Raw genomic sequence first — 12,757 nt, 5'->3', positions numbered from 1 at the left:
ATCCCGCCGCATCTTGTCCCTATAGGCAATGCCGAAAGCAGACCATGCAGGGAAGGACCGCCCCAATGTCGAACACCGCCCTTGAGACCGCCATCGAAGCCGCCTGGGAGGCGCGCGACCAGATCACCCCCGCCACCGGCGGCGAGACGCGCGAGGCCATCGAGGCCACGCTCGACGCGCTAGACAGCGGTGAGCTGCGCGTGGCCGAGCGGCAGGAAAACGGCGACTGGCACGTCAACCAGTGGGCCAAGAAAGCCGTGCTTCTGGGTTTCCGGATCAAGGACATGGAGATCCAGCCCGGCGGGCCGCAAGGCGCAGGCTGGTGGGACAAGGTCGACAGCAAGTTCAAGGGCTGGGGCGACGAGGAATGGCGCAATGCGGGCTTTCGCGCTGTCCCCAACTGCGTCGTGCGCCGCTCGGCCTATATCGCACCCGGCGTTGTGCTGATGCCGTCCTTCGTCAATCTCGGGGCCTACGTGGACGAGGGCACGATGGTCGACACTTGGGCGACGGTCGGATCCTGCGCGCAGATCGGTCGCGGTGTGCACCTGTCGGGCGGCGTCGGCATCGGCGGCGTGCTGGAACCGATGCAGGCCGGCCCCACGATCATCGAGGATGGCTGCTTCATCGGCGCGCGGTCCGAGGTGGTCGAGGGCTGCATCATCCGCGAGGGATCGGTGTTGGGGATGGGCGTCTATATCGGCAAGTCCACTAAGATCATCGACCGCGAGACCGGCGAGGTCTTCATGGGCGAGGTGCCACCCTACTCGGTCGTCGTGTCGGGCAGCATGCCCACCAAGAACAACCTCAACCTCTACTGCGCGGTGATCGTCAAGCGCGTGGACGCGCAGACCCGCTCGAAGACCGGCATCAACGAGTTGCTTCGGGATTGAATTGAAAGCCGGGCAGTCCGCGACAGTTGACGTGGCATGCCCGGACGCGCTGATCCTTCATACCGCCGCGGGGTTTGCACATGATCTCGTCCCTGCCCTTCGCGCCGCTGATGGCGGTCTTCGCCGTCGCGGCGGGCGTGGTGATCGTCTGCTCGCTGCGGGCGACCGGGCTGGCCGATGTCATCGCCGACCGGACCCGGCTGGGCGAGGCGATCATCGGCGGCACGCTGCTTGGGGCGGCGACGTCGCTGTCGGGCACCGTGGTCTCGGTCACCGCGGCCAGCCAGGGCGATGCGAGCTTCGCGATCTCGAACGCCATCGGCGGCATCGCGGCGCAGACGCTGTTCCTGGCCTTCGGCGATCTGCTCTACCGCCGCGGCAACCTCGAACATGCGGTGGCCGAGCCTGCGAACCTTTTCCAATGCGTGGTGCTGATCGGCATGCTGAGCCTGCCGCTGGCGGCGATGACCGGGCCGGAGGTGGCGATCGCCGGGCTGCACCCGGTCTCGGTGGTGTTGTTCCTGGTCTACGCGACCTCGGTGCGAATAAGCGCGCAGATGCGCGAGACGCCGATGTGGAAGCCCACGCAGACCAGCCAGACGCGGCACGACGAGCCCGAGGATGGCGCGGAGCGCCACCGTTCCGCTGCCGGGCCGCTGATGATCTTCGCCGCGCTGGTATGCCTGATGGGGGCCGGGGGCTACGCGATCAGTCAGGTCGGCGCGGAACTGATCCAGCGCTATCAGCTCGGCTCCAGCCTCGTGGGGGCGCTGATCACCGCCGTCGTCACCTCGCTGCCCGAGCTTGTCACGACGCTGGCCGCGATCCGGCGCGGCGCGCTGCAACTGGCCGTGGGCGGGATCATCGGCGGCAACACCTTCGACGTGCTGTTTCTGGTGCTGTCGGATATCGCCTATCGCGACGGGTCGATCTATCACGCGATGCAGCCCGACGACGTGTTCTGGATCGCCGTCGGGCTGCTGATGACCTCGGTCCTGCTCGGGGGGCTCATCCTGCGCCAGAAGGACGGCCCGGGCGGGATCGGGATCGAATCCGTGCTGCTTTTCGCGATCTATATCGGAGCCGTCGTCATCCAAGTCTTCGCGCAGGGCTGAGAAGACGCGCGGTTGCGGCCCGGTTCGCGCGCCCGTCTTGACTTTGTACCCCGTGGCGGCGCATTGCCCGCGCATGAGCACCGACAAGCGTCCCCAGCAGGTCTATACCCTCGTCGTCGAGATCGGCCGCAAGGCGGGCGACGGTCTGCCCAAGAAAGCCACCGGCGCGGCGCTGATGGTCTATGCCTCGGGCGTGGACGAGGCCGAGGCGGTGCGCGAGACGGTGGCGGTGCTGAAACAGGCCGACACCGCGCCGCTGGACGTCTCGGGCTATGGCACGCCGGAGGACCGCGAGGCCGAGGGCCACGAGATCGGCGAGGAAGAGCGCGAGTTGATGCAGCGCGCGCTCGACGACAACGCGGTGATCGTCGCCCAGGTGACGCCGTTCTACGATTGAGGGCGCGGCATCGGCCGGCACGGCGCCATGGTCCTGCGAGAGGCTTGCGCGCGACTCCGCCGCCCGCTACAGATTCCACATGTTTTTGTTGGAGAGCCTCATGACCCGCACACGCCTTTCGCTTTACGCGCTTGCCGCCTCGGTCGGCAGCGCCGTCGCCGCGCCTGTCAGCGCCGATCCCACGATCGGCATCGGGTTCAGCCTGTCGTTCGGCGGCGGGCAGCCGCAACTGGGCGCCGGCGTGCGCGTCTTTTCCAACGATGAAGAGGACGAACTCGCGGCGTCGATCGGCCTCGACTATGTCTTCACGACGCAAAGCGTGCGCCCCACCATCGGCGCCGCCTACCTGATGGAGGACAGCTATATCGGGCTTGATGCCGGGTACAATTCCACCCTTGGCACCTTCGATTTCGGGGCCGGCGCGGGATTTGCCGATACGGATGACGACTCCGGCCGGTCAGGTGGCAATGGCACATCTGAGAACGGCAATGGCGAGAATGTTCTCCCTCCACCCGAGCTCGGCTGATCCCTGGCATGTAGCCCCGCCGTGTTTCTGATCGTCCACCCATTTTGGGTGACGGAGCAGGCAAGCCTTGGATCCGAGCCTGTCTTTGACCCGCTTCCCGGCCCGGTATTTGCGCCCGGGCGGGAAGCGGGCTAGGGATCTGTCCAGACCCGCAAGAAGGACAGACCATGCCCCGCTCCCCCCTCGATCCCGTCCGGCTGACCGCCGATCTCGTCCGCTGCCCATCGGTCACGCCCGAGGAAGGCGGCGCGTTGCGGCTGCTGGACAGGGTCCTCACCGGCGCGGGGTTCGAGTGCATGCGCGTGGATCGCGGCGACATCGCCAACCTCTTCGCCCGCTGGGGGCCGAAGGGGGCCGCGCGGACCTTCGGCTTCAACGGCCACACCGATGTGGTGCCGGTGGGCGACGCCGCCGCGTGGTCCGTGCCGCCCTTCGGCGCGATGGAACGCGACGGCCAGCTTTGGGGGCGCGGCGCGACGGACATGAAATCGGGTGTCGCCGCCTTTGCCGCAGCAGCGGTGGATTTCGTCGCCGAGACGCCGACCGACGGCGCGGTGATCCTTGCCATCACCGGCGACGAGGAGGGCGACGCGGTGGACGGCACCTGCGCCCTTCTGGACTGGATGGAGGAGAGCGGCGAGCGCATGAGCGCCTGTCTGGTGGGCGAGCCGACCTGCCCCGAGCGCATGGGCGACATGATAAAGATCGGGCGGCGCGGGTCGCTGTCGGCGTGGATCACGGTGACGGGCGTACAGGGCCATTCCGCCTATCCGCACCGCGCGCGCAATCCCCTGCCCGCGATGGCACGGCTGATGGACCGTCTTGCCTCGCACAGGCTGGATGAGGGCACCGATCATTTCGATCCTTCGACACTGGCCGTGGTAAGCATCGACACCGGCAACCCGGCCAGCAACGTGATCCCGGCCGCGTGCCGCGCGACGGTCAATATCCGCTTCAACGACGCGCATGACAGCCAATCCCTGATCGCGTGGATGCAGGCCGAGCTGGACCGCGTTGCGGGCGAATTCGGCGTGACGCCCGAGATGCAGGTCAAGGTCGCTGGCGAAAGCTTTCTGACGGCCCCCGGGCCGCTGTCGGATCTTGTGGCGCACGCCGTCGAGGCCGAGACAGGGGTGGCCCCCGCGCTTTCGACCAGCGGCGGCACCTCGGATGCGCGGTTCGTCAAGGATCACTGCCCTGTGATCGAATGCGGCCTTGTCGGCCAGACGATGCACCAGGTCGACGAGCGGGTCGAGGTGGCGCATATCCACCAGCTCAAGGCGATCTACACCCGCATCCTGCGTGACTATTTCGCCTGATGCGCCGCACGCTGATCGTGATGGTCAAGGAACCGCGCCCGGGCCGCGTCAAGACAAGGCTGGGGCGCGAGATCGGCATGGTGCCGGCGGCGTGGTGGTTCCGCCACCAGACAGCGCGTCTTTTGCGCGAGGTGGACGACCCGCGCTGGACCCTTAGCCTTGCCGTCAGCCCCGATCGCGCCGGGCTGTCCAGCCGCGTCTGGCCCGCGCATCTGCCGCGCATCCCGCAGGGCCGCGGCGATCTGGGCGACCGGATGGGGCGGCTGTTGCGCGGTGCGCCGCCCGGGCCGGTTTGCATCGTGGGTGCGGATATCCCCGGCATCCGCCGGCATCATGTCGCGCGAGCCTTCGGGATGCTCGGGCGGCATGACGCGGTCTTCGGCCCGGCGCATGACGGGGGGTACTGGCTGGTGGGGTTGAAGCGGTCGGGACGGGTGCCCGCGACCCTGTTACGCGGCGTACACTGGTCGAGCGCGACGGCGCTCGACGACACGATTCGAAGCCTCGGCGATCTGCGCGTGGGGCGGATCGACACGCTGCGCGATGTCGATACCGCCGCCGATCTGCGCGCGCGGTGACGGGCTGGCCTCCGGCGCGGATCGCCGCAACAAAGGCTTGCACGTCTTTCGGCCGCGAGTTAAGCATCGCGACGGCGCGGGTGTAGCTCAGGGGTAGAGCGTCTGCTTCCCAAGCAGAATGTCGTGAGTTCGAATCTCATCACCCGCTCCAGATCCAAGGGCCATGCGCCCCGGACCTCTCAATCCTCCCTTTCCAGCCATGCCTGAAATCGCCGCCGGCGCAGGTCGCGCGTGTTCGCGTACCACGCGGCATCGCGGACAAGCGCGCGCCCGGCATGCTGCGGCGCATTGGGCAGATGCACCCGCATCGGCGCGCCGGTATCGGGGTTGAGGCCGATCCGCTCGAACGCCGAACGCCGCGCGGGGCCGTAGGGGATCAGTTCCGAAAATCGCGCCATTGTGGCCGGACGCAGCGCAAATTCAAGCAGGCCGCGCGCCGCCTGCGGCTGATCCGTGCCAGCCGGGATCGCCCAGACCTCGGTGCCGATGATGCGGCCGTCCCAGACGATATCCACCGGCGCCACGCCGCGCGCCGCCAGATCGAAGAACCGCCCGTTGAAGCCCGAGGCCAGCACCGCGCGCCCCTCGGCCAGCATCCGTGCCGCCTCGGCCGGGTCGTCCCACCATAGGATCTCGTCGCGGATCGTATCGAGCTTGCGAAACGCCAGACGCAGCCCGCGATCCGTGCTGAGCAGGCCGTAGACCTGTTCGGGCGGCACGCCCTCGGCCAACAGCGCCCATTCGAGGATGCCGTCGGGGCCACGCTGCAGGGCGCGTTTGCCGGGAAAGCGGGCGGTGTCGAAGAAATCCTCGATCCGGGTGGGTTTCACGCCGGGAAAGGCGCGCTCGTCGTAGGCCATCACGCGGGCATAGACATTCTGCGGAATGGCGCAGCGCGTGGGCCCGTGCGGGGTGAAATCGGGCAACGCCGCGTTCCCCAGCAGATCGCGCGCTTCGAGCGTCTGCAACAGCCCCGCGGCACAGGCGACGCGCGCCTGATCGGCCAGCATGTCGACCAGGTCCCAGTCTTCGGGCCCCGCGCGGTCGCGCAGCGCCGCGACGGATCCGTCATACTGCACCGGGGTCACGACCTGAGCGGTGGTCTTGCTGAAAGGCGCGAAAATCGCGCGGCGCTGTGCCGCCTCGTAAGCGCCGCCCCAAGTGGCGACGGTCAGGTCCCCGGCCGCGACCGGCAGGGCAAGCATCAAGCAGACGCAGGCGAGGCTAAAGCGCGGCATTCTCTTCCTCTCTGATGCGGGCCGAATGATCGAGCCACGCGCTGACGATGTCGGCCTCGGACACCGCCCCGAGATAGCGCCCGTCGCCACGGGTCACCACCGGGACCGCGTCCCCGACAAAGCCGCGCATCCGCTCCATCGCGCCCGCCAGGCTGGTGTCTTCGTCGAAGACGAGGGGGGCGGGGCCGCGCCCCTCGGACGGGCTGTAGACGCCGGTAAGCCGCCCCGCCGCATCCAGCACGAAGGCCTGCCGCCAGCCCCGCGCGTGCAACCGCGCATCCACCGCCGCCGGCGTGTCCACGGGGGTCATGGTGACCGCGGCGTCGTTCAGAAGGTCGCGCACCGGCAGCGCCGCGAGATGCGCGTGATCGCGTCCCTTCGAGAAATCCATGCCCCGCCGGGCAAGCTGGATGTCGAACAGCGAGCGCCCGAAGAGGCGATGCGAGACGAGGTTGGAAAACACCACCGCGACCATGGCTGCGATGGTAACGTCGTAGTTTCGGGTCAATTCGAACACGATCAGTATACAGGTCAGCGGTGCGCCGATCACCGCACTGGCGAAGGCCATCATCGCGCCGATCGCGTAGACCGCGACCCCCGAGGTCGGGACGCCCGCGGCACTCGCGATCAGCGTCCAGAAGAGCGCGCCAACGAGGCTGCCGATCAGCAGCGCCGGGCTGAAGACGCCGCCCGAGAACCCCGCACCGATGCACAGCGCGGTGAGCCCGATCTTGGCGAGGATCAGCACGAGCAGTTCGCCCTGCCCGAAGGCCCCCTCGATGGTGGCGAAGCGCAGCGTCTCGGCGCCGATGCCCAGCACGTCCGGCAGCGCCAGCGCGGTCAGCCCGACGGCAAGCCCCGCCGCGGCCGGGCGCAGGGCGGGCAGCGCGATAAGGTGCGCGATCCAAGGCCCGCAGACCAGCAGCAGCCGCATGAAGCCGATGGCCGCGAGCGCCACAAGTACCCCGAGCACCGCAAACAGCGCGAACTCGTAGCCATGCGCGACGCCCGCGAAATCAACGAGGAACAGCGCCGGGCGCTCGAAGATCACGTTGGCGATCACGTATCCGGTGGCCGAGGCGACGGTGACCGGCGCGAAGGCCTGCGTCGCGTAATGGCGCAGCACGACCTCGTGGGCGAAGACGAGCCCCGCGATAGGCGCATTGAACGCCGTGGCGATCGCCGCCGCCACGCCGCAGCTGATGGCGATCCCGTCGAGATTGGGGACACCAACACGCAGCGCGCGCACTGCCCCGCCGAAGAGCGCGCCAAGATAGACCATCGGCCCGTATTGCCCCACCGACGCGCCGGTGCCGAGCGACAGGATCGCCGTGAGGGTCGAGACGATCCCGCTGCGATTGTCGGGCAGCGGTTGGTGGAACTGCACAGCGCGGATCACGTCGGGCGGCCCGAGGGGGCGGCGTTCGGGCGACAGGTGCCTGTGGATCAACCCCACGGCCAGCCCGCCAAGCGTCGGCACCAGCAGCGTGGCCAGCACGATCAGCCAAGGCAGACGCTCCCACTGCACCCGGGCCCGCGGCGCCACCAGAAGCGCAGAGTTGAGCGCCGAGACCAGTTCGACGAAGGCGATCGCCGCGAAGGAGGCCGCCGCCCCGACCCCGAGCGCCGTCGCCGTCAGGATCAGGATGCGGGCGACGGGCCGCGCGCGCTTTGTCTTCGGGGATGCGCTCATGGATGCATGATCGGACTTCCCCGCGCATGGCGCAAGGCGTCGCCGCACCGGGTGGGGGATGATCGCCGCAGATCGGGGCGGCTTCATACAGGTATTGCGACATCAGGCCATCGGCATCGACCGGGGCGACGAGATGCTGTTCACCGATTACGCCGATGGCGGCGACATGCGGACCGGCACGGGCCCGCGCGAGCGGCGCAAGCGGTCCGGTTCGCGCGCGCCTTCAAGCAGGTGCCCGTGGTCCATGTCGGCCTGTCGCTGTGGGACATGGACGGCGCCGCCAATCCGCGCGCCGACGTCAGCCGAGCATGTCACCCGACACGCCTTCGACGTCGTGTTTCGCACGGGCGCGGGTGCGGTGAATGGCCATCGGCGCGGCCTTCCACGCGGATGACTGGCCCGATATCGACTGATCCGACGTGCCCGGGCGGGGTGGGGTGGGTGGGGTTACTGGCCGAACTGGCCCTCGTAGACCGGCTCCAGCGTGGGGGTCTCGAACAGCGACGACACCGAGGTGCCGTTCCAGATGTTGAGGATCGCCTGGGCAAAGACCGGCGCGGTGGGGATGATGCGGATGTTCGGGGTGTTGCGCACCGCCTCGGTGGCCTCGATCGTGTCGGTGATGACCATGGATTTCAGCACCGAACCCGTCACCCTCTCGACCGCCGGGCCGGACATGACGCCGTGGGTCGTGTAGGCATGCACCTCGCGCGCGCCGCTGTCGAGCAGCACTTCGGCGGCCTTGCACATGGTGCCGGCGGTGTCGCACATGTCGTCGACGATGATGCAGATCCTGTCGGTCACGTCGCCGATCACCGTCATTTCCGCGATCTCGCCGGGGACCTCGCGCCGCTTGTCGACGATGGCCAGCGGTGCAGTGATCCGCTTGGCCAGTTCGCGGGCGCGGGCCACACCCCCGACGTCCGGCGACACGATCATCACGTCCTGCAGGGCGCCCTTGAACTGCGTCTTGATATCCAGCGCGAAGATCGGCGACGCGTAGAGGTTGTCCACCGGAATGTCGAAAAAGCCCTGGATCTGGGCGGCGTGCAGATCCATGGTCAGCACCCGCTCGATCCCCGCGCCTACCAGCATGTTGGCCACCAGCTTGGCCGAGATCGGCGTGCGCGCCTTCGAGCGGCGATCCTGGCGCGCATAGCCGAAATAGGGGATCACCGCGGTGATCCGCCGCGCCGATGACCGGCGCAGCGCATCGGCCATGATCAAAAGCTCCATCAGGTTGTCATTCGCCGGGTTCGAGGTGGGCTGGATGATGAACATGTCCTCGCCGCGCACGTTCTCGTAGACCTCGACGAAGATCTCCTGATCGTTGAACCGCTCGATCCGCGCCTCGCAGAGGCCCACATCCACGCCGCGATGCATCGACATGCGCCGCGCGATGGCCTTGGCAAGCGGCAGGTTCGCATTGCCCGAGATCAGTTTCGGTTGCGGTGCAGATGGCATTTGCGGATCCCCGAGATGATGAAGTGTTACAGATTCGTCACTTTCGTTCCGCTTAGCACGCGCGTGGTGCAGCGCAAAGCGATGCAACCATAGCATGTATTACGCCGGAAACGATCACCTCCATGATCCTTGACGACCGGCCGAGGGACGCCCGTCAAGCCAGCCGGTCGCGCCCATGCGGCGCGTCGTAATCCGGGCGCGGATTGATCGGGATGATGCGGTGCGGATTTATGGTGTCATGACTGTAATGGTAGTGGCGCACGATATGGTCGAAATTCACCGTCTCCTTCACGCCCGGCCATTGGTAAAGTTCGCGCAGGTAGCCCCAGAGGTTGGGATAATCCACGATGCGGTTGCGGTTGCACTTGAAATGCAGGTGATAGACCGGATCGAACCGCACGAGCGTGGTGAAGAGCCGCCAGTCTGCCTCGGTCAGCCGGTCGCCCAAAAGGTAGCGGTTCCGCGATAGCAGGTCCTCGAGCCAGTCGAGACTGTCGAAGAGCGGGTAGACGGCGGCCTCGTAGGCCTCTTGCGAGGTGGCGAAGCCGGCCTTGTAGACGCCATTATTGACGGTGTCGTAGATCCGTGCGTTCACAGGCTCGATCGCGTCGCGCAGGTCTTCGGGCGAGTAATCGTCGGTGTTGCCGGTCAACCCGTCGAAGGCCGAGTTGAGCATGCGGATGATCTCGGCGGATTCGTTCGACACGATGGTCTCGCGCTGCCGGTCCCAGAGGATCGGCACGGTGACCCGGCCGGACACTTCGGGATCCGCCTTCAGGTAGATGTCCCGCGCGAAGGGCAGCCCGTAAAGGGTATCGCCTGTTGTTCCGGGGTAATCGGTGCGAAACTCCCACCCCTCGGACAGCATGTCGGGATGCACGACCGAGACGCCGATATGGTCGGTCAGTCCCTTGAGGGCGCGAAAGATCAGCGCCCGGTGCGCCCACGGGCAGGCAAGGGCCACGTAGAGGTGATAGCGCCCCGACTCGGCCTTGAAGCCGCCCTCGCCCGAGGGCCCGGCGCTGCCATCGGCGGTGATCCAGTTGCGGAACCGCGACGTGTCGCGCACGAATTTCCCGCCGGTCGATTCCGTGTCGTACCACGTGTCTTCCCAGACCCCGTTCATCAGTCGTCCCATGCCGTCATCCTCCGATCCGTTTTCACAGGTCGACCTAGGCGAGCGGCCGTGGCGCGGGAAGGCTCCGCACCGCGCAGTCTGCGTGCGTGAACGCACAGAAGCGGTCCCGGATCAAAGGTGTGCGCGCAGGTACTCCATTGCGGCCTCGCGAACGCTCTGTGCGCCGCGGGCACGTTCGGCATGGATGATGTCGCGCAAGTCCCCGAGGTCGATGGCCCGCAGCAGGCTCTTGACCGGTCCGATCGACGCAGGCCGCATCGACAGCGTCCGAAAGCCGATCGCCGCGAGGCACGCCGCCTCGACCGGGCGCCCGGCATCCTCGCCGCAAAAGCTTAGCGGCGTGCCCAGGGTGGCGCAGCGATAGACGATACCCTCGAGGAAGTTGAGGAAACTGACGTTGAGGGTGTCGTAGCGCCGGCGCACGCGCTCGTTCTCGCGGTCGGCGGCGAAGAAGAACTGCTTGAGATCGTTGCCGCCAACCGAGACGAAATCGACCTGCGCATAGAAATCGTCGGACGCGAAGGCCAGCGCGGGGGTTTCCAGCATCGCCCCCACCTCGATGCGCTCGGGGACCGGATGCCCAAGGATACGCTCGCGCGCCATTGCCTTGTCCATCTCGGCGCGGGCGGCGGTGAATTCATCGTGCTGGGCGATGAACGGGAACATCACGGTCAGCGGACGCCCCTTGGCGGCGCGGATGAGGGCCTGCAACTGCATGCGCATGACCCCCGGCTTGTCGAGCCCCACGCGCACCGCGCGCCAGCCCATGGCCGGGTTGGGCTCGTCGGTGGGCTTCATGTAGGGCAGAACCTTGTCCGAGCCGATATCGAGGGTACGAAAGACCACGCGCTGCCCCTTGGCGGCGTCCATCACCCGCGCGTAAAGTTCCGACAGCTCGGCCCGCTTGGGCATGTAGTTGCGGATCAGGAACTGAAGCTCTGTCCGGAACAGCCCCACGCCCTCGGCGCCGGAGCCTTCGAGGCTGGGCAGATCGGCCATCAGACCGGCATTCATCTTGAGCTTGACGCGCGCGCCGCAGCGCGTCTCGGCAGGCAATTCGCGGATCGAGGCGTAGCGTTCCTGCGCCTGCGCCTGCATCGCCATCTTGTCGCGAAACGCGGCGACCACGGTCTCGTTGGGGCGCAGATGGGCGATGCCCTGGTCGCCGTCCACAAGCATCAGGTCGCCGTTGAGCGCCTCGGTGGTGACACGGCCCGCATGGATCACCAGCGGGATGGCGAGCGCGCGGGCGACGATCGCCGCATGACTGCCGACCGCGCCTTCTTCCAGCACGATACCCTTGAGGCTGCGCCCGTAATCCAGCAGTTCCGCGGGGCCGATATTACGCGCCACGAGGATCGGATCGGGCGGCATCTCGGCGCCGGTTTCCCGGCCCTGCCCGGTCAGGATCCGCAACAGGCGGTTGCTGAGATCGTCAAGATCGTGCAGCCGCTCGCGCAGATACGCATCCCCGACCTGGCTCATGCGGGCGCGCGCCGCCGACTGCTCTTTCTCGACGGCCGCCTCGGCGGAAAGCCCGCTGTCGATATTGGCCTCCATGCGGCGCATCCAGCCCTTCGAATTGGCGAACATGCGGTAGGTCTCAAGCACGTCGAGATGGTCCTTTTCGCCGGCGACGGCCGAATTGAGCATCCGGTCCACGCCGACGCGCAGCGTCTCAACTGCCTCGTGCAGACGCTCGAGTTCCTGCGCCGGATCCTCGGCGATCGGATTGGTGACGACCACGCGCGGCTCGTGCAGCCAGACATGGCCCTGCGCGTGGCCTTCCTGCCCGCAGCCGCCACGAAACATCACCGGCTGGCTGTGCAGCGCCGACATCGCGGCGCCCTCGCCCACGAAGGCGCCAAGCTCCGCCATTTCCGCCAGAACCATGGCGACGACCTCGACCGCGTAGACCTCCTCGTCGGAGAAGAGACGGGCCTGTTTCGACTGCACCACCAGCACGCCCAGCTTTTCCCCGAGCCGCTGGATCAATACGCCAAGGAACGACGAATACGCCTCTTCGCCGGTTTCGGCCATGAACCGAAAGCCGGGGGCGGAGGGCGCATCATCGGTGTTGATCACCGAACCGGTGCGCGCCACTCGGCCCACCAGCCCCTCGCCAAGACGCATGCGGGTCTGGTGCACGGCCTCGGCCTTGAGCCCCTCGGTCGCGCACAACTCCAGCGTGTCCTCGTCGCGGAAAAGGTAGATCGAACACACCTCGCTGTGCATCTCCTCGGCGATCAGCCGGGTGATCTGGTTCAGCCGCGTCTGACCCCCGGCATCCTCTGCCATCACCGCGCGCAGGCGGCCCAGCATCTGGCGGCTGTCGGTCTTGAAGCTATCGGTCATCGGTGGCGAGCCCCCCGGGGCCGTTTTCAGGGCTGACCCGG

Annotated in this window: 11 protein-coding genes and 1 tRNA gene; 7 read left to right on the top strand and 5 right to left on the bottom strand. The window is 67.5% G+C overall.

The window, feature by feature from the left end; genetic code table 11:
• Positions 1–65 precede the first annotated feature (65 nt).
• From dapD to V8324_RS00225, 7 genes are all read left to right on the top strand, one after another.
• A complete protein-coding gene (dapD, locus tag V8324_RS00255) occupies positions 66–893 on the top strand; it encodes a 2,3,4,5-tetrahydropyridine-2,6-dicarboxylate N-succinyltransferase (protein ID WP_336417902.1) in 828 nt (275 codons plus the stop codon).
• Positions 894–973: 80 nt separating this feature from the next.
• Positions 974–2,008, top strand: coding sequence for a sodium:calcium antiporter (locus tag V8324_RS00250; protein ID WP_336417901.1), 1,035 nt, complete (start codon positions 974–976; stop codon positions 2,006–2,008).
• Positions 2,009–2,081: 73 nt separating this feature from the next.
• Positions 2,082–2,405 carry a hypothetical protein gene (locus V8324_RS00245; protein WP_336417900.1) on the top strand — a complete coding sequence of 108 codons (324 nt, stop codon included), beginning with the start codon at positions 2,082–2,084 and terminating at the stop codon, positions 2,403–2,405.
• A gap of 100 nt (positions 2,406–2,505) precedes the next feature.
• Entirely contained in the window at positions 2,506–2,931 is a 426-nt protein-coding gene (locus V8324_RS00240; protein ID WP_336417899.1) for a hypothetical protein, read from the top strand.
• A gap of 167 nt (positions 2,932–3,098) precedes the next feature.
• On the top strand, positions 3,099–4,250 hold the full coding sequence (dapE, locus tag V8324_RS00235; RefSeq protein WP_336417898.1) for a succinyl-diaminopimelate desuccinylase: 1,152 nt from the start codon (positions 3,099–3,101) through the stop codon (positions 4,248–4,250).
• Positions 4,250–4,828, top strand: a complete 579-nt coding sequence (locus V8324_RS00230; protein WP_336417897.1) for a TIGR04282 family arsenosugar biosynthesis glycosyltransferase — start codon at positions 4,250–4,252, stop codon at positions 4,826–4,828. Before dapE ends, V8324_RS00230 begins: the two co-directional genes overlap by 1 nt.
• Before the next feature lie 76 nt (positions 4,829–4,904).
• Positions 4,905–4,979, top strand: a tRNA-Gly gene (locus tag V8324_RS00225).
• A gap of 28 nt (positions 4,980–5,007) precedes the next feature.
• Here the strand turns inward: V8324_RS00225 and V8324_RS00220 are convergent.
• From V8324_RS00220 to ptsP, 5 genes are all read right to left on the bottom strand, one after another.
• A complete protein-coding gene (locus V8324_RS00220; protein WP_336417896.1) occupies positions 5,008–6,066 on the bottom strand; it encodes an extracellular solute-binding protein in 1,059 nt (352 codons plus the stop codon).
• Entirely contained in the window at positions 6,053–7,759 is a 1,707-nt protein-coding gene (locus V8324_RS00215) for a chloride channel protein (RefSeq protein ID WP_336417895.1), read from the bottom strand. The genes V8324_RS00220 and V8324_RS00215 overlap by 14 nt, the downstream gene beginning before the upstream one ends.
• Before the next feature lie 447 nt (positions 7,760–8,206).
• Positions 8,207–9,223: a ribose-phosphate pyrophosphokinase gene (locus tag V8324_RS00210; protein WP_336417894.1), complete on the bottom strand. Its 1,017-nt coding sequence runs from the start codon at positions 9,221–9,223 to the stop codon at positions 8,207–8,209.
• A 154-nt stretch (positions 9,224–9,377) separates the two neighbouring features.
• On the bottom strand, positions 9,378–10,361 hold the full coding sequence (locus V8324_RS00205; protein ID WP_336417893.1) for a glutathione S-transferase family protein: 984 nt from the start codon (positions 10,359–10,361) through the stop codon (positions 9,378–9,380).
• A gap of 111 nt (positions 10,362–10,472) precedes the next feature.
• Positions 10,473–12,716, bottom strand: coding sequence for a phosphoenolpyruvate--protein phosphotransferase (gene ptsP, locus V8324_RS00200; protein WP_336417892.1), 2,244 nt, complete (start codon positions 12,714–12,716; stop codon positions 10,473–10,475).
• Positions 12,717–12,757 lie beyond the last annotated feature (41 nt).

Source organism: Roseovarius sp. D22-M7, assembly GCF_037083785.1.
Taxonomy (GTDB): domain Bacteria; phylum Pseudomonadota; class Alphaproteobacteria; order Rhodobacterales; family Rhodobacteraceae; genus Roseovarius.
Note: the sequence above shows the minus strand (reverse complement) of the source record. Positions and strands in the feature narration are given on the sequence as shown.